The organism is Nocardia sp. NPDC050717, from assembly GCF_040654275.1.
Taxonomy (GTDB): Bacteria; Actinomycetota; Actinomycetes; order Mycobacteriales; family Mycobacteriaceae; genus Nocardia.
The window spans coordinates 133,860-158,886 of sequence record NZ_JBFAHR010000007.1 but is presented as its reverse complement, the minus strand read 5'-3'; the positions used below and the strand labels follow the sequence as shown (position 1 = coordinate 158,886).

The following is a 25,027-nucleotide window of genomic DNA, read 5'->3' as shown; positions in this document are numbered from 1 at the left end:
CGGTGACCACGGGACCGACCGGCACACGCGAGCCGACACTGCTGCTCAACGCGCAGTACCTGCCGACGAGCCACGACTGGCGCACCCCCGAGGGGCGCGCGCACTCACCCTTCGACGTCGCGACCTTCGTCCGCGCGGCGCAGCGCGCCGAAGCCGCGGGCATGCACGCGCTGTTCGTGGCCGATTTCTCCGGGGTGAACCGCGACCGCCTGCGCGCCGGGCCGCCACTGTCGGCCTTCGAACCGTTCCAGCTCTGCGCGCTGCTCGCCGCCGCCACCTCGCGGATCGCGGTGATGCCCACGGTGTCGACGCTGTACACGCATCCGTTCTCCTTCGCCAGGAACCTGGCGAGCCTGGACCGGATCGCCGGTGGGCGGGCGTGGATCAACGTCGTGTCGTCCTTCCGCGACGGCACGGCCATCGGCATGCAGCGCGACATCCCCCGTGCGCAACGCCACCTGCAGACCGCCGAGTTCCTGGACGTGGCCCGGCGGCTGTGGGGGAGCTGGCCGCCGAGCGCGAACGTGGTGGACGCCGCCGGTGGCGAGTTCGTTCGCGCCGACCTCATCACCGATGTCGAGCACGACGGCGAGTTCTACACCCAGCACGGCCCGATAGACACCGCGCCGTACTCCCACGAATTCCCCTTCACCCTGCAGGCGACCTCCTCACCGGCGGGTTTGCGGCTCGCCGCCCGCACCGCCGACGCCGTGTTCGTCGGCACCCCGACGCTCGGGGCCGCGCAGCAGTTGCGCCGGATCCTGCGTGCCGAGGTCCGCCGGGCCGGGCGCGCCGAGGACAGTGTCGCCGTCCTGCCGGGCGCGTTCCTGCACCTGCTCGACGCGGGCACCGGCGATGCCGGGTGGACCGCCCGGCCGCCGGCACCGCGCGCCCGGAACGCGGGATTCGCGCTGGCGCAGGTCAAGTCGCGGTTCCCGGGTCTGCGCTGGGACGGGCTCGGCCCGTCGGATCCGCTGCCCGCGGACCTGCTCGACGACGATCCCGACGTCGTGTTCGAGCAGCACGGCTCGCACTATCTGCCGCTCTGGGACATCGCCCGCACGCCACGACAGACCGTGGCCGACTTCGCGGTCGCCGTCGCCGGGCTCGGCGAGCACGCCCAATTCGTCGGCACCGCCGCCGAAGTCGCCCACGAACTGCGCCGCTGGTACGACGAGGGCGGCGTCGACGGTTTCCAGTTCATCCTGGGCAACAGGTTCGAGACCGTCCTCGACGAGGTCGTCCCGCGCTTTCTGGGGAACCGACCATGACCACCGGGGAGCCCGAATCAGCCGAGCGCCGCGCAGTCGGCACCGCGGCCCGACGAGAACCCGAGGCGCGCACGACGCGACGCCAGTGGGGGAGGGTCGGCGTGCTGTGGACGGTGACGTTCACGACCGTGACCTCCCAGACTCTGCTGATCGGACTGCTCACCCCGATGGCGGCCGGGCTCGGGTCCGATCCGGGGACCATCGGGTACGCGGTGACCGTCACCAGCCTCGTCACCGCCGTCGTGGCACCGCTGGTCTCCCGGGTGCTCGGCACCCGCGACCGCACCCGGGTGGTGGCCGTGGCGCTGGTGCTGCTCGGCCTCGGCAACGCGATCACCGCCGCCGCACCGGACTTCGCGACCCTGGCACTGGGACGGCTGGTGCTCGGCGTGGCCATCGCCGTGGTCTGGGCGCTGGCCGGGGTGGTCGCCGGACGGCTCGTGGCCGACGGCGACGGACCGCTCGCGCTCTCGATCGCGGTGAGCGGCATCGCGGCGGCGGCGGTCGTCGGAGTGCCGCTGGGCACGCTGGTGGGGGACCTGCTGGGGTGGCGCAGCGCCTACGCGCTCGTCAGCGTGGTCGCCCTGGTCCTGGTGTTCGCGGTGCTCGCCGCGTTTCCGGCGCTGCCGGGGGCTGGAAACGCGGGCCCGGCGCGGGCCCTGCGCGAGCGGGGCCGCGCGCGGGTCGTCGTCGGGCTGGCCGCCATCACCTTTCTGGTCGCCGCCCAGTTCGCCGCCTACACCTATGTGCGGGCGATCCTGGAAGACGACGCGGGCTTCGGTCCCACCGCCGTCGCCCTCGCACTGTCCGCCTACGGAATCCTCGGCATCGCGGGCAATTTCGCCGCCGGAGCGCTGGCCGCGCGCTGGGCGCGCCACACCATCACCGGGATCACCGTGGGTGTGCTGATCTCGGTTGCGCTGCTCGCGCTGGGCAGCTCGGCTGTCGCCGTCGTCGTGCCCGCGCTGCTGCTGTGGGGTTTCACCTACGGCGGCCTGTCCGCCGGCGGGCAGATCTGGCTCACCCGCTCGGAGCCGGACCGCGCCGAGCAGGTCACCGGCCTGTACGTCGGCACGTTCAACGCCTCCGTCGCCCTCGGCAGCTTCGCCGGCGGTGCGGTCCTGGAATCGACCGGCACGACCACCCTGCTGTGGTTCGCCACCGGACTGGCCGCGACCGCACTCGCGATCCTGCCGTGGGCGCCGAATCCCGCACGGCCCGCGGCCGGCACCTGACACCGACGAGAAGGAGAACCACATGTGCGCGATAGCTGGCTGGGTGGACCACTCGGGACTACCCGCCGACGCCGTACCGATCGCCGAACAGATGAATGACGCCCAACTCAGCCGCGGCCCCGACGGTTCCGGGCTCTGGCACGGCGGCCGCGCGATCCTGGCACACCGGCGGCTCGCCGTGATCGACATCGCCGCCGGTACCCAACCGATGACGCACACCGCGCCCAGCGGCCGGGATCGGCTCGTGCTCAGCTACAACGGGGAGCTCTACAACTACCGGGAACTGCGCCGCGACCTCGCCGCACGCGGGCATCGATTCCACACCCACAGCGACACCGAAGTGGTGCTCAACGCCTGGGCCGAATGGGGACCGCGCGCGGTCGAACACTTCAACGGCATCTTCGCGTTCGCGGTCTGGGACACCACCGAGGAGACGCTGTGGCTGGTCCGCGATCACCTCGGCGTCAAGCCACTGCACTACCACCTCGACGGTGACCGGCTCCTGTTCGCCTCCGAGGCGAAAGGTATTCTCGCCCACCCCGACGTCCCCGCGGTCGTCGACGAAGACGGACTGCGCCAGCTGGCGCTGCCGTTGCTGAAATTCCCCGGCGCGAATCCCTATCGCGGTGTGGCCGAGGTCCTGCCGGGCCAGATCCTCGCGTTCTCCCGCGCCGGGCTGCGGCGCACCACGTACTGGGATCTCGCCGAAGTCATCAGCCGCTCCGAGCCGACCGCCGAGGTGAACGCCTCCGTGGAACGGCTGCGGTGGCTGCTCGAAGACACCGTGGAACGCCAGACCATCGCCGACGTCCCCCTGTGCACGCTGCTGTCCGGTGGCCTGGACTCCTCCGCGATCACCGCCCTCGCCAACGCCCGACCCGGCCGCGCGGGCGTGGAATCGTTCTCCGTCGACTTCTCCGACGCCGCGGGAACAGCCGACTCCCGATCGGCACTGGACCGCCGATTCGCCCGCGAGGCAGCGGAGTTCATCGGATCGAGGCACACCAACATCGTCCTCGACGCCGCGCTGCTGTCGGACCCGTCGGTCCGCGATGCCACGGTCCGTGCCCGTGACCTGCCCAACGGGTTCGGCGACCTCGAGATGAGTTTGCTGCTGCTGTGCGCCGAGATCCGACAGCGCGCCACCGTCGCGCTGTCGGGGGAGGCCGCCGACGAAATCCTCGGCGGCTACAAGTGGTTTCACGATCCACGAGCCTTCTGGGCCGACACCTTTCCGTGGATCGCCGACAGCCCCGCCCACGGCCACCTGCACCAACGCGTGCTCGCCACCTTGGCACCGGAACTGATCGAACGCCTGCGGTTGCACGACTACCTGCGCGACGAATACACCACGGCACTGAGCGGACTCGACCTCGACCCGGCCCTCAGCCCCGAAGAGCGGCGGCATCGCGAAGTCATCCACCTCGGGCTCACCTACTTCCTGCCCATGCTGCTCGACCGCAGCGACCGGCTCAGCATGGCCAGTGGCCTCGAGATCCGCGTTCCCTTCTGCGACCACCGCATCGTCGAACACCTGGTGACGCTGCCCCGCGCGGTACACAACACCGGCGGACGCGAGAAGGGCGTGCTCCGCGACGCCGTCACCGGCCTGCTGCCCACCGCGGTTCTGGAACGGCAGAAATCGCCCTACCCGACGACACCGGACCCCGACTACTCCACCACCATCGCCCGCCAGGTCGCCGACGTGGTCACCGATCCGCCGGACGGACTCCGCGAGATCTTCGCGTCCCGACTGCTCGACCCCGGTGAAATCGCGAACGCCGCCCGGTCGCGGGGGCTGGTGAGCAACTTCGAAGGCGAAGTGATCTTGAACTTCGCCTCCTGGTTCCAGCAGTACCGCCCCAAGCTCGTGAGCTAGCCGCACCTCGACACATCGGAGAACCACGACATGACATCAGCGACCGACGCGGCGAAAATCGGCGTGGAACTGAGCGAACGAGGCGTCCGGGGAGTCGTCCTGTACTGGGCGGACAACAACGGCATTCTGCGGGTGCGCCTGGTCGACGTGGACCGGCTCGAGCGCGTGGCCCGGCGCGGACTCGGCGCCTCGGTGCTGCTGGCCGTCTTCGACACCCACGACGCCGTCGCCCGCGGGTACGAAGGGCTCGCCACAGCCAGCGGTGACCGGCGGGTCCTGCCGGATCTGGACGCGGTGCGACAGCTCGGCAGCGAGCCCACCCTCGCGTTCGCGCCCGTCGACCAGTACCGGGCCGACGGCACACGCAGCGAATACGACCCACGACACGCCCTGCAACGCCAACTCGACCGGGCCGCCCGCGCCGGAATCGACTTCCGGGTCGGCTACGAACTCGAGTTCACGGTCTTCCGCGCCGACGACCTGACACCGGCACACCACGGACCGGCCTACAGCGCGCAGGCCCTCGCCGATCTCGGTGATTTCCCCACCGCCTTGCTCGACGCGTTCGCGCGCACCGGAATCGCGGCGGATCAGATCCATGCCGAATACAGCTCCGGGCAGCTCGAAATCAGCCTCGCGGCCACCGACCCGCTGCGCGCCGCCGACGATCATCTCCTGTCCCGCCACCTGATTCACAGCGTCGCGCGCGCCCACGGTCTGCGCGTGAGCTTCGCTCCGCTGACCGCGCTGGATCGGGCAGGCAACGGCGCCCACGTGCACATCTCACCGTGGCGCGACGGAGTCAACCTGCTCACCCCGACCGCGACGGCATCCGACATCCACGGTCTCGGGCGCGGGGGAGCGCACTTCCTGGCCGGCCTGCTCCGGGAGGTCGCCGCCCTCACCACCGTCGCCGCGCCCAGCGTGCCGTCGCTGCGCCGCCTGCGCCCCGGCTACTTCGTCGGCTCCTACACCTTCTGGGGCGTGGAGAACCGCGACGCCGTCCTGCGTCTCGCCGAAGGCGGCCCGCTGCTGGGCGATTCGTACTGGAACATCGAATTCCGCGCCTCGGACGCGTCCGGAAATCCCTACCTCGTCCTTGCTGCCCTCATCGCCTCCGGCCTGGCCGGCCTCGCCGAGGAACTCGACCTCCCGGCCCCGATCGCCGACGACCCCCACCAGTGGACCCTGGCCCAACGCGACGCCCGCGCGGTGACCGCCCTGCCGTTCACCGCCGACGCCGCCGACGCCGCCCTCGACGCCGCTCCCACCGTGCGCTCGATCTTCACGCCCGAGCACCGTGAAGCCTTCCGCGTCGTCCGCGCATCCGACGCCCGCTGGGCGAGCGAACGCACCGACGAGGAGGTCGTCGCCGAACACCTCTGGCGCTATTGAGCGCAGGCCGAGCACGCCGTCCGGCCACGCTCAGCGGTCGGCGGGGTGCGCCGCGGTGGTGGTGAGGAAGTCGGTCATGGCGGTGGCGACGGCGGCGGGTTGGTCGAGCATCGACAACACGTAGGCGTCGTCGATCTCGACCAGGCGGGCGCGGGGGATGAGGGCGGCCAGGCGGCGGCCGTGGTCGCGCGGCATCACCTTGCCCGCCGAGGACCACAGGATCAGCGCCTCGCCCCGGAACCGCCGCAACGCTTCGGTATTCGCGACGAGTTCGGAGCGTGAGAATCCGGAACGGAAGTAGGCGAGCAGGTCGGCGCGGATCGCGGGGTCGCGCAGGCCGGGCTCGGTCCAGCCGTGCACGAGATCGTCGGGGAGCGGATACTTGGCCATCCAGCCGAACATCAACGGATTCGCGCGCAGCCGGCGCAGGCGGAGCTGGCGCTGGGCGAGACCGATGCCGCCGGGCAGGTGGGCGGCCACGGTGGCGGTCTTGCCGGGCAGGCCGGGCGGGAAGTTGTCGAACGCCTCGCACGGGAACACGATCATCCGCCCGACCCGCTCGTCGAGGCCGTAGGCGGTCAGGAACAGCGCGCCGCCCCAATCGGAATGCACGAGTGTGACCGCGCGCAGGTCGAGCGCGGCGAGGACATCGGCGATGAGCTGGTTCAGGCCACGCAGGCTCAGATCGGTGCCGGGCCGCAGCGGCTCGGGATGACCACCGAAGGGCAGATCGATCCGCAGGTAGCGGAACCCCTCGGGGAGCAGGGGCAGGACCCGATCCCAGAGCGTGTGGTTCATCAGCGGGCCGTGCAGCAGCACGACCGGCGGACCGTCGCCGTGCTCGGTGTAGTGGATGCGGCCCGCGGGCACGTCGACGGTGGGCATGACGACCTCCAGAATTAGAGCGAACGCTCTAGCGCGTTTGCTCTAGTCTGGAACGGTGAGCGAGAAGATGTCAACGGCCACCCGGGAACGCCTGGTCGTCGCGGTCGCCGAGCTGATGCGCACGCAGGGGTACAGCGCGATCACGGTCAAACAGATCACCGCGGCCGCCCAGGCGCCGATGGGGTCGCTCTACCACCACTTTCCGCACGGCAAGGCGCAGATCGCCGCCGAGGCGCTGCGCGGATCGGGCGCCGCCTACATCCAGTTGCTGCCGCTGCTGATGGACCCGCACGAGGACCTGCGCGCCGCCGTCCCCGCCGCCTTCGACGACGCCGCGCGCACGATGGCGGAATCGGGGTGGATGAACATGTGCCCGGTCGGCACCGTCGCGGGCGAGATCGCCGACAGCGAGCCCGCCCTGCGCGCGGTGATCGCCGAGGTCGTCGCCGACTGGATCGACAGGGGGACGGCCTATTTCGCCGGCCGCGGGCTCACCGACGCCGACGCCCGTGACCTGGTGCTCGGTCTGCTCAGCGCACTGGAGGGCGCGTTCGTGCTGGCCCGCGCGCTGCGTTCGGCCGAACCGCTGCACGCGGCGGGCAAGACGCTGGCGGCGCGGGTCGAGCAACTGCTGGCCGCGAGCAGCGGCACCGCCGGGGACCGCTGACCCGAGCGGGCAGGTCGCTACCGGCGCGGCACGACGATCCGCGCCACCAGCGCTCGATGATCGGCGCCGGGCAGGTCGACGGTGTCGACCGCGACGGCGCGCGCGTCCGCGAGCAGGATGTGGTCGATGCCAACCAGGGGCGGCATCCGCTTGTCGGTCGGATAGGTCACCACGTGGCCCGCTCCGGCCTGCGCGGCGGCATCGGCGAAACGCCCCGAGGCGAGCGCGCGGAAGCGGACGTGATCGTAGGTGGCGTTGAAGTCACCGCCCACGATCACCGGACGATCCGCCGGAGCCCGGCGCAGGACCGCGTCGAGGCGCGCCAGCTCGTCGGCCCAGACCGCGGTGTCGTAGACCGGCGGAACCGGATGGAAGGCGTAGACGGAGACCGGCCCGACCTCGGGTATCGCCGCGGTGGCCGAAATCTGGTTGAGAACGTATCCGTCGTATTCGACGGTGTCCGACAAGGGAAATCGGCTCCAGATGCCCGTCCCGCTCGCCGTCTGACCGGGCGCCAGGTAGCGGTGGGGCAGCACCTCGTCGAGACCGGCGGCGCCGAGCGCGGCGACCGCGGTGCGGGTCAGCTCGTTGACGGTCAGGACCGCGACCTCCCGCGCGCGCACCGCGTCGACGAGCGCGGCGGGATCGGCGCCGTCGAACAGCAGATTCGCCTGCATGACCGTGAGCGCGGGTCCGTCGCCGCCGCCGTCGGCGACGTACAGCGGCACCTGCGTCGCGATCCCGGCCGCCGCCACCACCGCCGCGACCCCGCTCGCCACCCACTGCCTGCTCGCCGCGAAGCCCACCGCGCCGACGAGCGCACCACCCAGGAGATACGGCGCGACCGAGGCGGCCAGCACCACCGGCTCGGCCGTCCACGCCGTGTGGTGCAGGGCGACACCGGCCGCGCCGGCCAGCGTCGCCGCGGCGGACAGGACGACGGCGCCCACCCGGACGACCTGCGATCTCATCGGCACAGCCAAACACGCGACCGGCCCGGACGCGAATTGCGCTCACCCTGCGCCGTACCCGTCACCAGCGGCGCGACCGGGGACGGGGCGCGGCGGGCCGGCCCGGGGTGGTAGGAAAGGGGACGTGTCGGCATCTGACAAGAGTTCTGGGTCCCACGGTCGCTCCCGCGCGGTGGACGAGGTGGTGGAGCTGGTCAGCGCGCTGATCCGGTTCGACACCTCCAACACCGGCGAACTGGCCACCACCAAAGGCGAACGGGAGTGCGCGGAGTGGGTGGCCGCGCAGCTCCGCGAGGTCGGCTACGAGACCGAGTACGTCGAATCCGGCGCGCCCGGTCGCGGCAACGTGTTCGCGCGGTTGAAGGGTGCCGATTCCGGTCGTGGCGCGCTGATGATCCACGGGCACCTCGACGTCGTGCCCGCCGAGGCGGCCGACTGGAGCGTGCACCCGTTCTCCGGCGCGGTCCGCGACGGCTACGTGTGGGGCCGCGGCGCGATCGACATGAAGGACATGGTCGGCATGACCCTGGCACTGGCCCGCCAGTTCAAGGCCGAGGGGACCGTGCCGCCGCGCGATCTGGTGTTCGCGTTCCTCGCCGACGAGGAGAACGGCGGCCGCTGGGGCTCGCAGTGGCTGGTCGAGCATCGGCCCGACCTGTTCGACGGTGTCACCGAGGCCGTCGGCGAGGTGGGCGGATTCTCGCTGACCGTGCCACGCCCCGACGGCACCGAACGCAGGCTCTACCTGGTGGAGACCGCCGAGAAGGGGCTTGGCTGGATGCGGCTGCGGGCCAAGGCGCGCGCGGGCCACGGCTCGTTCCTGCACGAGGACAACGCCGTCACCATCCTGGCCGAGGCGGTCGCCCGGCTCGGCAAACACACCTTCCCGGTGGTGCTGTCGGACTCGGTCGCCGAGTTCCTCACCGCCGTGAGCGAGGAGAGCGGGCTGCAGTTCGACCCGCACGGCCCCGACATCGAGGGCCAGCTCGCCAAGCTGGGCACCATCTCCCGCATCATCGGCGCCACCCTGCGCGACACCGCCAACCCCACCATGCTGCAGGCCGGCTACAAGGCCAATGTCATCCCGCAGACCGCCGAGGCGGTCGTGGACTGCCGGGTGGTGCCCGGCAGGCAGGCCGCCTTCGAACGCGAGGTCGACGAACTCATCGGCCCCGATGTCGAACGCGAGTGGATCACCAAGCTCGACTCCTACGAGACCACCTTCGACGGTCACCTCGTCGACGCCATGAACGACGCGGTGCTGGCCCACGATTCCCAGGGGCGCACCGTGCCCTACATGCTCTCCGGCGGCACCGACGCGAAAGCGTTCGCGCGGTTGGGTATTCGCTGCTTCGGCTTCGCGCCGCTGCAGCTGCCGCCGGAACTGGACTTCACCGCCCTGTTCCACGGGGTCGACGAGCGGGTGCCGGTCGAGTCGCTGGAATTCGGCACCCGGGTCCTGGAACACTTCCTCCTGCACAGCTGAGACGAATCGGAGAAACCATGAGCTACAACCCGTATGACGCACTGCCGCAGGTTCCGTCGTTCACCCTCACCTCCACGGACATCACCGACGGTCAGCCGCTGGGCAACGATCAGGTCTCGGGCGTGTTCGGCGCGGGCGGCAAGGACATCTCGCCGCAGCTGAGCTGGTCGGGCTTCCCGGAGGGAACCCAGAGCTTCGCGGTCACCGTGTACGACCCCGACGCCCCGACCGCGTCGGGCTTCTGGCACTGGGCCGTCGCGAACATCCCCGCCTCGGTCACCTCGCTCGACGCGGGCGCGGGCAGCGCGGGCGGTCAGCTGCCCATCGGTGCCGTGTCGCTGCGCAACGACGGCGGATTCCCCGGCTTCGTGGGCGCCGCGCCGCCGAACGGCCATGGCCCGCACCGGTATTTCGTCGTGGTGCACGCCGTCGACGTGGCCGTGCTCGAGGTCGGGCCGGACGCCTCGCCCGCCTTCCTCGGCTTCAACCTGTTCTCGCACACGCTCGGCCGGGCCACCCTGATCGGCACCTACGAGCAGCACTGAGAGCGAACGACGGTGGTCCCCCGGAGACGAATCTCCGGGGGGCCACCGTCGGTCTCGGGCCTACTTCACGTTGACGACGTGCTCGGGCGGCGTCGCGGCGTAGAGCTGCTCGATGTCGGCGGCGTACTTCTTCGCGATCGGGGTGCGCTTGAGTGACATCTTCGGGGTCAGCTCGTCCCCGCCCGGCTCCCACAGCGTCTCCACGATGACGAAACGCTTGATCTGCTCGACCCGCGAGAGCTTGCGGTTGCCGGCGGCGACGGCGGCCTTGACCTCGTCGACGATCTCGGCGCGGCGCGCGAGCTCGGCGTGGGTGGCGTCGGTGGCGCCGAATTCTTTGGCGCGCAAGGCCGCCACGTCGGGATCGAGCATGATCAGCGCGGTGATGTAGGGACGGGCGTCGCCGATGGCCACGGCCTGACCGATCATCGAGGACGCGGCCTTCATCGCGTTCTCGATGTTGGACGGGGCGATGTTCTTGCCCGCCTCGCTGATGATCAGTTCCTTCTTGCGGTCGACGATGCGCAGGTAGCCGTCGGCGTCGAGGGTGCCGATGTCACCGGTGTGCAGCCAGCCCGCGTCGTCGATGGCCTCGGCGGTCTTGTCGGGCATGTTGCGGTAGCCGGGGGTGACGATCGGGCCGCGGATGAGGACCTCGCCGTCGGCGTCGAGGCGCAGTTCGACCCCGTCCATGACGCGGCCGACCGAGCCGGGACGCGGCTTGTCGATCTCGGTGAAGGTGCCGACACCGGTGGTCTCGGACATGCCCCACACCTCGCTGACCGCGAAACCGAGGCCGAGGAAGTATTCCAGGGTCTCCGCGGGCACCGGAGCCGCGCCGGACGCGGCAACCTTGAGTTCGGCGAACCCGAGCGCCTCGCGCAGTTTCGACAGCACCAGCGCGTCGGCGGCCTTGTGCTGCACGTTGAGCAGCAGCGAGGAACCCTCGCCCGACAGCTTGGCCTTGGCCTGGGCCACCCCGACGCCGATCGCCCAGTTGGCCAGCGCCTTCTTCACCGGCGACGGCTCGACCGCGAGCTTGTTCTCGATGCCTGCCTTGATCTTCTGCCACACCCGGGGCACACCGAAGAACACGGTGGGCTTGGCGTCGGGCAGCGCGGCGGCGATCTCGCGCGGGTCGGTGACGGTGGTGATCTGGATGCCGGTCAGCAGGCTCATCGCGTGCGCGGAGATGCGATCGGCCACGTGCGCGGCCGGCAGGTACGACACGGCGCGATCGTCGAAACCGACCGGCAGCGGACCGGAGACCAGGCCGACGACCTGCGCGATCACATTGCTCTGGGTGAGCTCGACGCCCTTGGACGGGCCGGTGGTGCCCGAGGTGTAGATCAGCGTGGCGAGGTCGGTGGGCTGCACGGCCTGCCAGGCGGCGTCGAAATCGAAGTCGGGCGCCGGGTCGGCTTCCAGCTCGGCCAGCCCGATGGTGCCCTCGGCGCTGCCGTCGACGAGCACGGTGTGCTCGACCTCGCCGCCCGCCTCGCGGATGACGTCGAGGAACGCCTGCTCGGTGATGACGACCTTGTTGCCCGCATTGCCGAAGACGTGCGCGATCTGCTCGGCGGAGCTGGTGTTGTACACCGAGAACGGGGTCGCGCCCAGGTGCAGGGCGGCGGTGTCGACGAGGTTGAACTCGGGCCGGTTGGTGAGCATGATGCCCACCGCGTCACCGTGGCCGACACCGAGTTTCGCCAGGCCGGCCGCCAGTGCCCGCACCCGGGTCGCGTACTCGGCCCAGGTGATCTCCTGGGTGCCGCCGACCGTGCGCAAGGCGATCTGGTCGGGCCGCAACGCGGCGGTCTGCTGGAAGGCGGCGGGCACGGTGTGCACCGTGACGCCGGAAGCGTGCGCGAAACCGATGTCTGTCATATCCCTGTTCCCGATAGGCCGTGCCGGATGCCGAGCCAATGCGAGTGAATCTGTCTCATCGTCTCGAGCTGTGGGCGTCGAGAGTGGCGCGGCTCACTCATCGTAACCGGACATACGGGATTGTGGCGTGGGTTACCGACGACGGCCGAACAGCCACCGCCTGCGGGTTCGCGGGCGTTCCTCCGTGACATGCTCGGCCCGCGCGGTGTATTCGGGCGCCCACGGGCCGACCTCGCGCGGGATCATGTGCCCGCGCTGACGCACCTTGGCGTCGAGGTAGCGCTGCCCGCGCTCGGAGGTCAGCCGCACCGCCAGCGGCAGCACCTCGACCTCGATCCCCGCCTCGGCCAGCGCCTGGAGCTTGTCCGGGTTGTTGGTGAGCAGCCGCAGCCGATGCACGCCGATGTTCAGCAGAGCCTTGGCGACCGGTTCGTAGCGGCGCGCGTCGGGGTCGAGCCCGAGCTTGGCGTAGCTGTCGAAGGTGTCGAGGTCGTAGCGTTCGCTGGTGCGGTAACCGATGGCCTTGAGAACGAGCCCGGCGCCGCGGCCCTCCTGCTCGAGGTAGGCCAGCACGCCCGCGCCTTCGGCCTGGATCATGTCCATCGACAGGGCCAGCTCCGGGCCGCAATCGCAGTCGTCGGAGCCCAGCGCGTCGCCGTAGAGGCAGCGTGAGTGCACGCGGACCAGGGGCGCGGGGCCCAGGTCCCCGAAGACCAGCAGATAGCCGCCGTTGTCGGGGTCGTCGATCGGGTGCACCCGCACGCGCAGCTGGGCGCCACGGCGGCTGAACTGATGCTCCGGTTGCAGATCGTCCGCGCCGAGTCCGGGCGCCGCGCCAGGCGGGACCGGGGTGGCGTCGATGATCGTCAAGCGCTCCTCCGAGACGGTGTCGGCATCGGGAATCCGCTGCGTGGACGGTGTGGGGCAGGGCAACGGCGCGACTCTACTCCGGCTGTGTCGCCGCGCACATCAACCGGGGGTCACGCCGGTGTTACGGGCGCCGCCCGCACCGGGCGCGTAGAGTTGCACGATCCGGTCCACCTCGGCGACATCGGGGAATCCGGCCGAGACCGCGCCCAGCTTCTGAGTGGGGATCATCGCCGCGGTCGCCCACCGGAAATCGGCGGCGGTGAGCGAATCCTCGGATCGGGCCACGCGCTGGGCGAGGGCGGCGGCGAAGGCCGCGGCCGCGCCGACCGCGGCTTTGAGCACGCGGGGGAAGTGGTCGATGACGATGTCGTCGTGATCGGAATACACGGTGCAGCCGAAGTTGTCGACGGCGCACACGACCGAGACGCCGAGTCCGCGCAGCCTGCGCGCGGTGTCGGCGGGCGAGTCGGTGTCGACCTCGGGCAGCAGCGCGTCGAGTTCGACCGAGCTGCCCACCAGGTAGTCGACGACGTCCAGATACAGGTACAGCCCTTGGGGGACAGCGATACTCGGCGCCGCGCAGACGATCACCTGGGGTCGCTCGGGCAGTTCCCGCAGGAACGCGAGCACGCCTTCGATGATCGGCGCGGGCTGCTCGAAGGTGAGCACCACGACGTCGGACCCGGCCAGCGCGGCCCGGATGTCGGGCCGGTCGAGATCCTCGTCGAGCAGCTGCACACGCGCGTCGCGGCAGGCGATCAGGCGCACCTCGCCGCTGTGGTTCATGACCACCGCCGTGACCAGCGTGGCCGCGGCGGGAACGACCTTCACCAGCTCGCGTCCGACGCCGAATTCGTCGAGCAGGCCGAGGATCTTGGCGCCGTTCTCGTCGTCGCCGACGGCCGCGAGCAGCCGCACGTCGAGGCCGAGCAGCGCGGCGGCGACCGCGCGATTGAGGCCCTTGCCGCCGGGCTGGCCCGCGAAGGAACCGTCGACGGGGGCGTTGCGGCCGGGGAAGGTGTCGACCCGGTACAGGTGGTCGATGACGGCGTCGCCGACCACGGTCACTGTCCGGCCGGTGGGCGCTGCGGCGCGCGGGGTCTCGCCGGGGCGCGCCGGAGCGGTGACCGGGTCGGTGAGCAGGCCGGCCAACGCGGTGAGCGCGCCGCGTTCGGCCGTGGTGCGCAGGCGTTTGACCGTCGGGGCGGCGGTGGCGGTGGGCGCGCCGATCGCGGCGTGCAGCGTGTCCCAGCACCGGGCCAGGTACTCCCGGCGCGCGCCGAGATTGGCCGCGTAGAGCTGATCGACGTCGACGGTGTCCGGCGACAGCTCGCGCAGCAGCCCCAGCGCCAGGGTCGCGTCGGCGATCAGCAGGTCGTTGGGGGGCAATTGCCGGGCGGTCTCGCGCAGCACCGGCAGCACGGCTTCTTCCCTGGAGATGCCCGAACGGCGCGCGTGGTCGCCGACGATCGGCAGGTCGAGGATCGGCTCGGCGCCGATCTCGGTGTGGCGCAAGCGTTCCGCGCTGAGGCCGGAGAACTTCCCCAGCCGCGCGAGGATGCCGCGTACCACGTCGGTTCGTGCGTCCTGCGGAATCATCGGCACGCCTTCGGCCCTCCACGGTCGGGACTTCGGTGGTTTATGCACCCGCTTCGCTGGCAATTATCAATCTACAACGGCAATTGACCATCCCGAAGGGCAAATGCCACACTGGAACGGGGACATCGCCCACCAGGCAACGAGTTTCACCGGCCCCACCGGCAGGAACTCAGGTGCGATTCGGCGCCGCCGACGCACACGCCGCACCCGCCACGCGCGCGTCCGGCACCCAGGAACACCGGAGCCGCCAGCTCCCCTTCGTGGAATCGGAGCTTCCGATGACCATTCACATCACCCCGGACGACATGCGCAGCACCCACAGCCCCGAATACGCGGAACGGGTGAGCGCCGACCCCGAGATCTGGCGCCTGAGCTGGCTGCCCGAACGCAGGCTCAACCGGGACCAGGCCTACGCGGGCATGGAACTCGACGAACTGATCAGCGACCTCACCGCCGCCCACGACCGCCTCACCCATGCCCAGATCAACGCGCTCGCCGACACCATCGGCATCGTCTGGGAGCAGGCGATCATCCGCCTCTACAAGCGGATGCTCGAACGATTCGACTCCGACGAGGCCGAGGAGGGCGCACCACGCCCGCTGACAAGGCCGCGGACCACCCAGCTGTTCGGGCACGGCGGCACGCGGCACGTCAACTACGGATAGACCCTCACACCGAGCGCGTGCGGTGCTCCGCGCCGACCGCGTCGGCCAGGGAGGCGAAGCCCTCCGCGCGCAGGCGCGCGGCGATGCCGCGATGGATGCGGGTGGTCCAGAACAGGCCACCGTAGATGAAGCCGGTGTAGCCCTGCAGCAGGGTGGCGCCGGCCAGAATGCGGGCCCAGGCCTGCTCGGGGGTCTCGATGCCGCCGACCGAGATCAGCACGACCTGCTCGCCCACCCGCGCGTAGAGGCGGCGCAGCACCTCGAGGGACCGCTCGGCCACGGGCGCGCCGGACAGGCCTCCGGCACCCATCGCCTCCACCTCGGCGGCCGGGGTGTTCAGCCCGTCCCGGCGGATGGTGGTGTTGGTGGCGACGATGCCGGCCAGGCCAAGTTCGACGGCGAGGTCGGCGACCGCGTCGATGTCCTCGTCGGACAGGTCGGGGGCGATCTTCACCAGCACCGGCACCGAGACGCTGTCGAGCACGGCCTGCAGGATCGGGCGCAGCGACTCCACCGCCTGCAGATCGCGCAGGCCGGGGGTGTTGGGGGAGGAGACGTTGACGACGACGAAGTCGGCGAGCGGGCCGAGCAGCCGGGCGCTGGTGGCGTAGTCGCCCGCGGCGTGCTCGGGTTCGGTGACCTTGGTCTTGCCGATGTTCGCGCCGATCGGCACGCTCGGGTGCGCGCCGTGGAGGCGGGCGGCGGCCGCGGCGGCGCCGTGGTTGTTGAACCCCATGCGGTTGATCAGGCCGTGGTCGGCGGGCAGCCGGAACAGCCGCGGCGCGGGGTTGCCCGGCTGGGCATGCGCGGTGACCGTGCCGATCTCGGCGAAACCGAAACCGAGCGAACCCCAGGTGTTCGCGCCGTCGGCGTTCTTGTCGAAGCCCGCGGCCAGGCCCAGCGGGGCCGGGAACTCGACGCCGAAGGCGGTGGTGGCCAGGATCGGGTCCTCGACCACGGTCAGCTTGCGCACCAGCCAGCGGGTCGGCGGGAACCAGGTGGCGAAGCGCAGGGCGCCGAAGACCAGGTGGTGCACCCGCTCCGGCGGCACCAGGAACATCAGGCGTAGTAACAGGGCGTACATGGGTCGGCTCACACTCCGGGTTCGGGCACAGGAAGGACGGCACTCTTGCGGCGGCGCAACAACACCCGGCGGCTGCCGTCGGTGTAGGCACGCACCCGCGACAACTCCCAGCCACCGAATTCGGCCTGGATGGCCAGCCGCATCGACGCGGTGACCCGGGTGACCTCGGGTGGCAGCCGCAGTGGCACGTATTCGTAGTCGTCGTTGCTGGTCTCCCAGCTCGGCGGAACCGCCGAGCGAGACCCGCGAGGCTTGGCCGCCATCACTGCCCCTTCCTCCGCTCCTGCGCGCCGATCCGCTGCAGGCCCTCGCCCGTGGCCGAGGCCACGAACAGGTCGCCGGTGCGTTCGTCGACGGTCACCGCGTCGGGCTGGCGCACGGTGGGGAACCGTCCCACCTCGACACCGATCCCGGTCGACAGGTCGAAACCGACCACCTCGTTGCTCTGCGTGCAGGTCACCCAGACCGTGTTCGAGCGCGTGTCGTAGGCGAGCGCGTAAGGCGACGATGATACCGGGAAACGCTGTCGCAGCACGAGCGGACCGGCCGAGTAGACGAGCAGTTCACCGCCCGCGGTGTCGGCCACCAGGACCCGGCCCTCGCTGTCGGCGATGGCGTTGGTCGCGCCGTCGCCCGCGCGCAGCATCAGGCCGAGCGCGTCGTCGCCGACGCCGACGACCGCGGTCTGCTTGCGATCGAGGACGGTGATGTCGTCACCGGTCAGGGCGAGCGCGTCGGCGGAGACCAGGCCGGTGACGGTGCGGACGGTGCCGCCGTCGGCGCGCAGTTCGCGGACGGTGCCGTCGGCCGTGCCGACCACGAGGTTGCCGTCGCTGCGAGTTTGCACGGCGTGCACGTCACCGTCGACGGCGATCTCGGAGACCGCGCCGGTGACGGCGTCGACCCGCAGCACCCGGCCCGGTGCGGCGACGAGGATCTCACCCGCGCCGCCTTGCGCCAGCGCGGCGCCCGGCGCGGGCAGCGTGACGGTGCGCGCGCCCTCGGGCGCGGCCGGATCGATCAGGGTGAGTGCGGTACCCGCGGTGTCGAGCGCGGCGACACGCCCGGACTCACGTTCGGCCAGCAGGGCTTTCGTCGCCGCGAGCGGGACGGTCCGGCCGGCGGGCTCCGTCGTGGTGGCGGGGGAGACCGCGGCGGTGGCGGGCTCGCGCGTCGGCACGTCGGGGCCGCCGTCCGAACCGGCGCATCCGGTCAGCATCACCAGTACCGCCGCGCCGAACAACGCTGAGGCGACCGAGCCGCGAGGGCGCATGCACCGTACTCCTAATCTCACGAGGTGACCGCTGATCACCATCTGACCATGATGACTCACCGGTAGCTTCGACCGGGTGGCGCGCGTCGGGCCTGTCGGTGACGCAGGTTACTGTTGACGTGTCGACAATCGAACGCCCGTCCACGGCAGGAGATCACCACGATGACCGACCGGACAGCAGCGGGTTTCGGCATCGATGACATCTCCGTCGGACCCTTCGCCCACGGTTTCGGCACGACCGACGAGGGCAACGCTTTCAGCTTCCGCACCCACCGCGCCGTCCTCACCCTGCAGATCTACCGCCCCGACCTGGGCGAGGACGTGCCGGGCGCCGACGACGTGGTCGCCGTCGCGCGCGCTCAGGTCACCGACATCGACCTCGGCGACGAACGCAGCGTGGCCGCCTTCGTGCGCGACCTGATCCCCACCGCGGTGCCCGTCGTCGCGCCCGGCGGGCGCGACGCCACGGCGGTCCGGTCCCTCCTGGGCCGGATCAGTTCCGTCATTGATGGTATGTAGATGGTGATGTCTTCCACACTTTTCGCCAGGGCCGCTGCGGCCACCGCCTGCCTCACGGCCCTCGTCGCTCTCACCGCCGCGTGCGGTGGGGGAACCGACGAGGCCTCGGTCGACGCCGCACGGTCCTCGGCCAACGCCTCCCTGTCCGCTTCCATCGCGACGTCGTCGAGCAAGGCCAACGCGCCGCTGCCCACCGCCGCCGAGCTCGACGCGCAGATCAAGCGCGCGCTCGACCCGAATCTGCCCGACGTCGAACGCACCGACCTCATCGAGGACGGCGCCGCGTTCAAGGACGCCATCCCGGACATGTACAAGGCGCTACGCGACAATCCGCACGCCGTCTACGGCGTCGTCGACCCGGTGTTCGACAATCGCGACGGCACCCTGACCGCCACGATGCGCCTGGACAAGGACGGCTCCGGCACCAACGTCCGCACCACCATCGTGCATTTCGTGCTGCTCGACGGGAAGTGGAAGATCTCGCGCACCGACCTGTGCGGCATCCTGCGCTCGGCCGACTACCGCACCGCCGCCTGCGGCTGACCATGCGGGAATCGCGTGCGATGCGGTGGGGCCGATTCGTCCACCGGCACCGCTTCCTGGTGCTCGGCCTGTTCATCCTCACGGTGCTGATCTCGGGGTGGTTCGGCCGTGACCTGGCGGGCCGCTACACCCAGGAGGGATGGTTCGACGAGTCCAGCGAGTCGGTGGCGGCCTCGAAACTGGCCGACGAGACCTTCGGCCGCGACACCGACGGCGACCTGATCGTCATCTACACCGCGCCGCCGGGCGCCACCGTCGACGATCCCGCGGTGCGCGGACCGGTCGTGGCCGCGTTGAACGACCTGCGCGCCCGCTACGGCGAGCACATCCACAAGATCGACAGCTACTGGGACAGCCCGTTCTCGGCGAACGCCTCCGACCCGAGCAAACAGCACGCCTTCGCCAGCATCGGCCTGGCCGGGGGCGGCGGGACGGCGACGGTCAACAACTACCTCGCCCTGAAACCGCACCTGAACGCCGAGGTGCCGGGCGGTGGACCCGGCGGGACCACGGTGCAGCTGGCGGGCCTGCAGCCGGTCGTGGAGGGCATCAACATCGGGATGCAGCACGACATCCGGCGCGCGGAGATCATCGCGCTGCCGATCGTGGCCATCCTGCTGTACTTCGTGTTCGGTGGGGTGATCGGCGCACTGCTGCCGGTGCTGATCGGTGGGCTCACCGTGCTCGGGACCTCGGGCATTCTGCGGGTGCTCACCGACCACATCGAGGTCAACGTGTTCGCCAGCGCCGTGATGACGCTGGTCAGTCTCGGCTTGGCGATCGACTACGGACTGTTCACGGTCACCCGGTTCCGGGAGGAACTCGCCGCGGGCCGCAGCGTGGAGGACGCGACGGCCCGCACCGTCGCCACGGCGGGCCGCACGGTGCTGTTCTCGGCCGCGATCATCGCGCTGAGCCTGGGCGCGCTGTTCATCTTCCCCAACGGCGTGCTGCGGTCGGTGCCCTACGGCGGCATCTCGGCGGTGATGCTGGCCGCGCTGCTGTCGGTGACCGCGCTGCCCGCGGCGTTGAGCATCGCGGGGCGCCGCATCGACTGGCTCGGCTGGAAACGCTTCTCCCGCAGCAAGACCGAGGACGAGATCGACGCCGGATTCTTCTCCCGGCTGGCGCAGTGGTCGATGCGTCGGCCGTGGGCGGTGGTGGTGCCCATCGTGCTCGCCCTGCTGGCACTGAGCATCCCGTTGCGCCACATCGAGTTCGGTGGCATCAGCGAGAAGTACCTGGCGCAGGACAACCCGGCGCGCGTGGCGCAGGAGGACTTCGACCGGCTCTTCCCCGGCTTCCGTACCGAGCCGGTGAAGCTGATCGTGGTGGGTGCCTCGCCGCAGCAACTCGGCGACATCCGCTACGAGGCCAACCAGATCCCCGGCCTGACCGGGCGTTTCGAACCCGCGTCACCGACGAAGAACGACATGAACGTCCTCTCGGCGGGCCTGGCCGACAAACGCGACGCCGACGCGGTGATCGGGGCGTTGCGCGCGCTCCCGGAACCGCCGGGGGTGCAGGTGATGGTCGCGGGGATCCCCGCCCTGGAACGCGACAGCATCAACGGTCTCATCGAGGGACTCCCGCTGCTGTTGCTGATCCTCATGGTGGCGGCGATGGCGATGATGGTGATCGCGTTCCGGTCGGTGATCCTGGCGGTGAAAGCAGTGGCGATGAGCGCGCTCAGCCTGGTGTCGACGCTGGGTGTGCTCACCTGGATCTTCGTGGAGGGGCACGGCTCCGGGGTCTTCCACTTCACGCCGGGACCGCTGATGTTCGCGGTGGTGGCGCTGATCGTCACGGTGATCTTCGGACTGTCCACCGACTACGAGGTGTTCCTGCTCTCGCGGATCGCGGAGAAGCGCGCCGCGGGCGCCGACGCCACCGAATCCATCCGGTACGGCGTCGCCCACACGGGCAGCGTGATCACCTCGGCCGCCGCGATACTCATTGTGGTCACCGGCGCGTTCGGGTTCTCCGATCTGGTGCTGATGAAATACATCGCCTACGGCATGATCGTGGCGCTGATCATCGACGCCACGATCATCCGCATGGTCCTCACCCCGGCCCTGCTCAAGATCATCTGGCGGTGACCGGCGGCCGATCGGGGTGTCCGCTGCTCACCCGAGGCCGGGTCCCCGGCGGCTGACGCGCCCCCGGGTCTCCGTTCACCGCGAACGGCTGCCGGGGCCGCGTTCGGGCAGCACGAGTTGGGCGCCGGTGTTCGGGTGGTCGAAGACATCGACCGGGTGGCGGTAGACGGCGGTGAGCAGCTCGGGGGTCAGGACCTCGCGCGGGGGACCGTCGGCGGCGACACGGCCGTCGTCGAGGACGGTGACGCGGTCGGCGTAGGCGGCCGCGACGCCGAGGTCGTGGACGACGACAACGACCGCCGCCCCCTCGGTGGCACGGGTGGCGGCCAGGCGCAGGACGGCTTCCTGATGCCCGAGATCCAGGGCAGCGGTCGGCTCGTCGAGGAGCAGCGTGGCGGTGTCCTGGGCCAGGACCCTGGCCAGGGCGACCCGGGCGCGCTCGCCACCGGACAGTGACGGGAACACCCGGCCCGCGAGATGGCCGACGTCGGTCGCGGCCAGGGCGGCGGCGATGAGTTCCTCGTCGCGGTCGGCGGCCGGGGTGCGCAGCCAGGGCGCGCGGCCCATCGCGACGACTTCGCGCGCGGTGAACGGGAATCCGACCGAGTGCGCCTGCGGGAGCACGGCCCGCCTGCGCGCCATCTCGCCGTGCGTCCAGTGGGTGAGGGCATGGCCTTCGAGTTCCACCGTGCCGCTGGTCGGGGTGAGTTCACCGGCCAGGGCCGCGAGCAGACTCGACTTGCCCGCGCCGTTGGGCCCGACCAGGGCGACGATCTCACCCGCCGCCACCTCGAAGTCGACCTTCTCCAGCACCGTGCGATGCCCCCGCGCGACCGTGAGCTCGCGTGCGCGCAGGGTGACGGCGCCCCGCTCGGGGCGGGCGGGCAGGTCGGTGGCCCTGGCGAACAGCCCACGCAGCGACCGCCTGCCGGTGGACGCGGTCTCGCGCAGCTCGGTCATCCCCAGCCTCCCGCCTTGGCCCTGGTGCGGCGCAGCAGCCAGAAGAAGAACGGGCCGCCGATGAGCGAGGTCAGCATGCCCAGCGGCAGGTCGGCGTTGTGCACGAGGGTGCGCGCCAGCACGTCGGCGCCGAGCAGCACCACCGACCCGAGGACGGCGCTCAGCGGCACCAGCACCCGATGGCCAGGGCCCACGAGCATGCGCACCACGTGCGGCACGATCAGGCCGACGAACAGGATGATGCCGCTGAAGGCCACGCCCGCCGCGGTGAGCACCGCCACGATCACGATCACCTGCCTGCGCAGCCGCTCCACGTCGACGCCGAGATGGCGGGCCGCGGAATCGCCGAGCGCCAGCAGATCGAGGCGCCCCGCGATCACGACCGCGGCGGCGACACCGACCGCGGTCAGCGTCGCGACCACCCCGACCGCCGACCAGGTCGCCCCGTTGAGACTGCCGAGCTGCCAGAACACGATCTGATCGCGCGCCGCCGGCGTGGCGACGAACAGCAACAGCGCGATCAGACCGCCCGCGAAGGCGTTGATCGCCACCCCGGTCAGGATCAAGGTGACGACCTCGGTGCGTCCCCCTGAGCGCGACAGCAGATAGACCAGCGCGGTGGTGACCAGTCCGGCGGCGAACGCGGCCGCGGCCACCGACCACGACGCCACGAAGGCGCCGCCGATCACGATGACGGTGCCCGCGCCGACCGCGGCACCCGCCGACACCCCGATCACGCCGGGCTCGGCCAGCGGATTGGCGAACACACCCTGCAACAACGCACCCGCTGTCGCCAGCGCCGCGCCGACGAGGATCGCCAGCAGCACGCGTGGGAAGCGGACCTCCCACAGCGTCACCTCACCGGCGGGATGGGCGGGCATCGGGCCCAGATCCAGACCGATCCGGTGCGCGACGCTGCCGAGCACCTCGGCGGCCGTCGTCGGCACCTGCCCGAGCACCGCCGACACCACCGCCAGCGCCACCAGGGCGAGCAGGGCGGCGGCGAAGACCACGGTGACCCGGGTCCACCGGTGCCGCGGCGAGGGCAGCGGATCGGGCGTGGCGTCGTCGATCCGCGGCGCGGTCGCGGGCTTGGTCAGATCCGGTGTCTCGCTCATGCGGGCTTGCCGTAGACGGCCTCCGACAGGGCCGAGATGACGCGTCCGGTGTTGGGGCCGAAGCTCAGCAGTACCGCGTCGGCCATGTCGACGACCCGTTTGCTGCGCCCGGCCGGTGTCTGGGCGATGCCGGGGATCTTCACCAGGCCGTCGACGCCGCCGACCGAGGCCAAACCGTCGGACATCACCAGCACGACGTCCGGGGCGGCCGCGATCATGGCCTCGCTGGTGATGGCGGTGAACGGTTCGCTCATCCCGGCCGCGGTGCCCGCGTCGACGCCGCCGATCGCGGTGATCAGCGAATCGGCACCCGAGCCAGGACCCGCGATCATGGTGATGGCGGTGCTGCGCAGGTAGAGGAAGGCGATCTTGGGCGCGGGGTCCTGCTTCGGGACGCGCGCGGTGGCGGCGGCGATCTCGTCGCGGGTGCGCTGCCCGAGCCGGGTGCCCGCCTCGGGCACACCGAGCGCGCCGGCGACCGCTTCGATCTGCGGCACGACACCGTCCATGGTGCGGTCGGGGTCGAAGTAGACGACGTTGACGCCCGCGGCGCGCAGTTGATCGCGCACGGCGGGAGCGGCGCTGGTGGTGTCGGTGAGGAACACCGACGGCCGCAGCGCCAGCACCGCCTCGACGCTGAGCGCGCCGTTGCCGCCCGCGACGTTCGGCACGTCGGCCACGGCGGGGAACGAGGCGGAGGTGCTGCGGCCGACCAGGTTCGCGCCGAGCCCGAGGGCGTAGACGGTCTGGGCGAGCGTGCCGTAGCGGTCCACGGCGATGATCCGGGACGCGTCGGTGACGGTGACGTCGGTGCCGTCGAACGACTTCGCGGTGGCGGGCAGGCGGGGAGTGGGCGGCGGGCCGATGGGGACCGGGTCCAGGTCGGCCAGCTGCGCGGTTGCGGGGCCACCCGAAGTGGCAGTCGATGCAGGGTCGCTCGTCGTGCACGCGACGGTGCCGGTGAGCACCGTCGCCGCGATCAACGTCGTCAGCACACCGCGCAGTCTCATGCAGGTAAGGCTAGCCATCATTCGGAACGGGCGCTCACGTCGTCCAGGGCCGCCGCGATCGCGCGCGGCAACTCGAGGGTCTCCGCGGCGAGCACGCCGGTGAGCTGACCGATGTCACGCGCGCCCACGATCATGCTCGCGATGCCGGGCCGGTCCCTGATCCAGGCCAGCGCCACCGCCAGCGGCGAGGTGCCGAGCCCGTCGGCCGCGGTGACCAGGGCGTCGACCACCCGCACGGCCCGCTCGTCGTCGAGCCTGCGGCGGATCTCCGCGGCGGTCGCCTCGTCGGCGCCCCGCGAGTCGGCGGGCACGCCGTCGCGGTACTTGCCGGTGAGGATGCCGCCCGCCAGCGGCGCCGACGCGATCACCCCGACCCCGTGATGACGCGCGGCCGGGATCACCTCGGCCTCGGTGCCACGGGCCAGCAGCGAATACGGGGTCTGCGCCACCGTCACCGGCGCGATCGCCGCGAGACTGGCCAGCTGCCACGCCGAGAACCCGCGCACACCCGCGTACCTGGTGCGACCGGAGCGGATCGCGGTGTCCAGGGTCGCCGCCACCTCGTCGAGCGGGGTGTAGGGGTCCCAGGCCGCGATGCTCCAGATGTCGAGATGATCGGTGCCCAGTTCACGCAGCGTCTGGTCCAGCTGGGCCAGCAGGGTGCGTCGCGAGGCGTCCACGACCGGGCCGGTCGCCGCCGGTGCGGGCACCGTGTCGCCCACGCCCGCCCCGGGACCGTGCCACACCACCCCGGCACTGCCGCTGAGCACCAACTCGTCGCGCGAGACCAGATCGCCGAGCAGGTCGGCCATGATCCGCTGCGCCTTGCCGTCGCCGTAGACGGGGGAGAGGTCGACGAGCGTGCCACCGGCCTCGGTGAACGCCGCCAACTGCACCGCGGCCTCGTCGGCGTCGGTATGGGTCCCCCAGGTATGGGTGGCCAAGCCGATGCGGGACACCCGCAGGCCGCTGCGCCCCACCGTTCGCTGTTCCATCACCGCGCCCGTGTTTTCGTCACGGCGCCCAGCCTAATGGGCGCACCGGCGGGTTCTCCGCCGACGACCCG

At 71.2% G+C, this 25,027-nt stretch carries 23 protein-coding genes; 11 read left to right on the top strand and 12 right to left on the bottom strand.

Annotation, left to right across the window (positions count from 1 at the left end; translation table 11 throughout):
* Positions 1-2 precede the first annotated feature (2 nt).
* Genes AB0H56_RS16480 through AB0H56_RS16465 form a run of 4 tightly spaced genes read left to right on the top strand, consistent with a single transcriptional unit; the run spans position 3 to position 5,780 of the window.
* Positions 3-1,271, top strand: a complete 1,269-nt coding sequence (locus AB0H56_RS16480; protein ID WP_357163305.1) for an LLM class flavin-dependent oxidoreductase — start codon at positions 3-5, stop codon at positions 1,269-1,271.
* Complete coding sequence (locus AB0H56_RS16475) at positions 1,268-2,506, top strand: MFS transporter (RefSeq protein WP_357163302.1); 1,239 nt, start codon at positions 1,268-1,270, stop codon at positions 2,504-2,506. Before AB0H56_RS16480 ends, AB0H56_RS16475 begins: the two co-directional genes overlap by 4 nt.
* 22 nt (positions 2,507-2,528) lie before the next feature.
* Positions 2,529-4,385: an asparagine synthase (glutamine-hydrolyzing) gene (gene asnB / locus AB0H56_RS16470; RefSeq protein ID WP_357163299.1), complete on the top strand. Its 1,857-nt coding sequence runs from the start codon at positions 2,529-2,531 to the stop codon at positions 4,383-4,385.
* 30 nt (positions 4,386-4,415) lie between these two features.
* Positions 4,416-5,780, top strand: a complete 1,365-nt coding sequence (locus tag AB0H56_RS16465) for a glutamine synthetase family protein (RefSeq protein ID WP_357163296.1) — start codon at positions 4,416-4,418, stop codon at positions 5,778-5,780.
* A gap of 30 nt (positions 5,781-5,810) precedes the next feature.
* Here AB0H56_RS16465 and AB0H56_RS16460 read toward each other — a convergent pair whose 3' ends face one another.
* Positions 5,811-6,665 carry an alpha/beta hydrolase gene (locus tag AB0H56_RS16460; protein ID WP_357163293.1) on the bottom strand — a complete coding sequence of 285 codons (855 nt, stop codon included), beginning with the start codon at positions 6,663-6,665 and terminating at the stop codon, positions 5,811-5,813.
* Between the two features lie 55 nt (positions 6,666-6,720).
* Here AB0H56_RS16460 and AB0H56_RS16455 point away from each other — a divergent pair, with 55 nt between their 5' ends.
* Positions 6,721-7,332, top strand: a complete 612-nt coding sequence (locus AB0H56_RS16455; RefSeq protein WP_357163290.1) for a TetR/AcrR family transcriptional regulator — start codon at positions 6,721-6,723, stop codon at positions 7,330-7,332.
* A gap of 17 nt (positions 7,333-7,349) precedes the next feature.
* On the opposite strand, the gene AB0H56_RS16450 is transcribed toward AB0H56_RS16455, so the two are convergent.
* Entirely contained in the window at positions 7,350-8,303 is a 954-nt protein-coding gene (locus tag AB0H56_RS16450; protein WP_357163287.1) for an endonuclease/exonuclease/phosphatase family protein, read from the bottom strand.
* Positions 8,304-8,427: 124 nt separating this feature from the next.
* On the opposite strand from AB0H56_RS16450, the gene AB0H56_RS16445 reads away from it, so the two are divergent.
* Together AB0H56_RS16445 and AB0H56_RS16440 are read left to right on the top strand one after the other, a co-directional pair.
* Positions 8,428-9,789 carry a M20/M25/M40 family metallo-hydrolase gene (locus tag AB0H56_RS16445; protein ID WP_357163284.1) on the top strand — a complete coding sequence of 454 codons (1,362 nt, stop codon included), beginning with the start codon at positions 8,428-8,430 and terminating at the stop codon, positions 9,787-9,789.
* 17 nt (positions 9,790-9,806) lie between these two features.
* On the top strand, positions 9,807-10,334 hold the full coding sequence (locus tag AB0H56_RS16440) for a YbhB/YbcL family Raf kinase inhibitor-like protein (protein WP_357163281.1): 528 nt from the start codon (positions 9,807-9,809) through the stop codon (positions 10,332-10,334).
* A 60-nt stretch (positions 10,335-10,394) separates the two neighbouring features.
* Here AB0H56_RS16440 and AB0H56_RS16435 read toward each other — a convergent pair whose 3' ends face one another.
* The 3 genes from AB0H56_RS16435 to AB0H56_RS16425 all read right to left on the bottom strand — a co-directional run bounded on the left by AB0H56_RS16435 (position 10,395) and on the right by AB0H56_RS16425 (position 14,690).
* Positions 10,395-12,221 carry a long-chain fatty acid--CoA ligase gene (locus AB0H56_RS16435; protein WP_357163278.1) on the bottom strand — a complete coding sequence of 609 codons (1,827 nt, stop codon included), beginning with the start codon at positions 12,219-12,221 and terminating at the stop codon, positions 10,395-10,397.
* Positions 12,222-12,353: 132 nt separating this feature from the next.
* The gene (locus AB0H56_RS16430; protein ID WP_357163275.1) at positions 12,354-13,154 is read right to left on the bottom strand and encodes a GTP cyclohydrolase II; all 801 of its coding nucleotides are present in this window, start codon (positions 13,152-13,154) and stop codon (positions 12,354-12,356) included.
* A gap of 36 nt (positions 13,155-13,190) precedes the next feature.
* Positions 13,191-14,690: a PfkB family carbohydrate kinase gene (locus tag AB0H56_RS16425; RefSeq protein ID WP_357163272.1), complete on the bottom strand. Its 1,500-nt coding sequence runs from the start codon at positions 14,688-14,690 to the stop codon at positions 13,191-13,193.
* 278 nt (positions 14,691-14,968) lie between these two features.
* Between AB0H56_RS16425 and AB0H56_RS16420 the strand changes: the two genes are divergently transcribed.
* A complete protein-coding gene (locus AB0H56_RS16420) occupies positions 14,969-15,355 on the top strand; it encodes a hypothetical protein (protein ID WP_357163269.1) in 387 nt (128 codons plus the stop codon).
* A gap of 4 nt (positions 15,356-15,359) precedes the next feature.
* On the opposite strand, the gene AB0H56_RS16415 is transcribed toward AB0H56_RS16420, so the two are convergent.
* From AB0H56_RS16415 to AB0H56_RS16405, 3 genes are read right to left on the bottom strand one after another with little or no spacing between them, the layout of a single operon-like run.
* Positions 15,360-16,439 (bottom strand): quinone-dependent dihydroorotate dehydrogenase, encoded by a 1,080-nt coding sequence (locus AB0H56_RS16415; protein ID WP_357163802.1) that lies wholly within the window; start codon positions 16,437-16,439, stop codon positions 15,360-15,362.
* An 8-nt stretch (positions 16,440-16,447) separates the two neighbouring features.
* On the bottom strand, positions 16,448-16,702 hold the full coding sequence (locus AB0H56_RS16410) for a DUF5703 family protein (RefSeq protein WP_110039982.1): 255 nt from the start codon (positions 16,700-16,702) through the stop codon (positions 16,448-16,450).
* Positions 16,702-17,712, bottom strand: coding sequence for a hypothetical protein (locus tag AB0H56_RS16405; RefSeq protein ID WP_357163265.1), 1,011 nt, complete (start codon positions 17,710-17,712; stop codon positions 16,702-16,704). The genes AB0H56_RS16410 and AB0H56_RS16405 overlap by 1 nt, the downstream gene beginning before the upstream one ends.
* A 162-nt stretch (positions 17,713-17,874) precedes the next feature.
* On the opposite strand from AB0H56_RS16405, the gene AB0H56_RS16400 reads away from it, so the two are divergent.
* From AB0H56_RS16400 to AB0H56_RS16390, 3 genes are read left to right on the top strand one after another with little or no spacing between them, the layout of a single operon-like run.
* The gene (locus AB0H56_RS16400; RefSeq protein WP_357163262.1) at positions 17,875-18,231 is read left to right on the top strand and encodes a hypothetical protein; all 357 of its coding nucleotides are present in this window, start codon (positions 17,875-17,877) and stop codon (positions 18,229-18,231) included.
* A 6-nt stretch (positions 18,232-18,237) separates the two neighbouring features.
* Entirely contained in the window at positions 18,238-18,774 is a 537-nt protein-coding gene (locus AB0H56_RS16395) for a hypothetical protein (RefSeq protein ID WP_357163259.1), read from the top strand.
* 2 nt (positions 18,775-18,776) lie between these two features.
* Positions 18,777-20,873, top strand: coding sequence for an MMPL family transporter (locus tag AB0H56_RS16390; RefSeq protein ID WP_357163256.1), 2,097 nt, complete (start codon positions 18,777-18,779; stop codon positions 20,871-20,873).
* 75 nt (positions 20,874-20,948) lie between these two features.
* Here the strand turns inward: AB0H56_RS16390 and AB0H56_RS16385 are convergent, their stop codons facing one another.
* From AB0H56_RS16385 to AB0H56_RS16370, 4 genes are read right to left on the bottom strand one after another with little or no spacing between them, the layout of a single operon-like run.
* Positions 20,949-21,833, bottom strand: coding sequence for a heme ABC transporter ATP-binding protein (locus tag AB0H56_RS16385; protein WP_357163253.1), 885 nt, complete (start codon positions 21,831-21,833; stop codon positions 20,949-20,951).
* On the bottom strand, positions 21,830-22,951 hold the full coding sequence (locus AB0H56_RS16380; RefSeq protein WP_357163250.1) for an iron ABC transporter permease: 1,122 nt from the start codon (positions 22,949-22,951) through the stop codon (positions 21,830-21,832). Before AB0H56_RS16380 ends, AB0H56_RS16385 begins: the two co-directional genes overlap by 4 nt.
* A complete protein-coding gene (locus AB0H56_RS16375) occupies positions 22,948-23,961 on the bottom strand; it encodes an ABC transporter substrate-binding protein (RefSeq protein ID WP_357163247.1) in 1,014 nt (337 codons plus the stop codon). Before AB0H56_RS16375 ends, AB0H56_RS16380 begins: the two co-directional genes overlap by 4 nt.
* Before the next feature lie 17 nt (positions 23,962-23,978).
* Positions 23,979-24,956, bottom strand: a complete 978-nt coding sequence (locus tag AB0H56_RS16370; RefSeq protein ID WP_357163244.1) for an aldo/keto reductase — start codon at positions 24,954-24,956, stop codon at positions 23,979-23,981.
* Positions 24,957-25,027 lie beyond the last annotated feature (71 nt).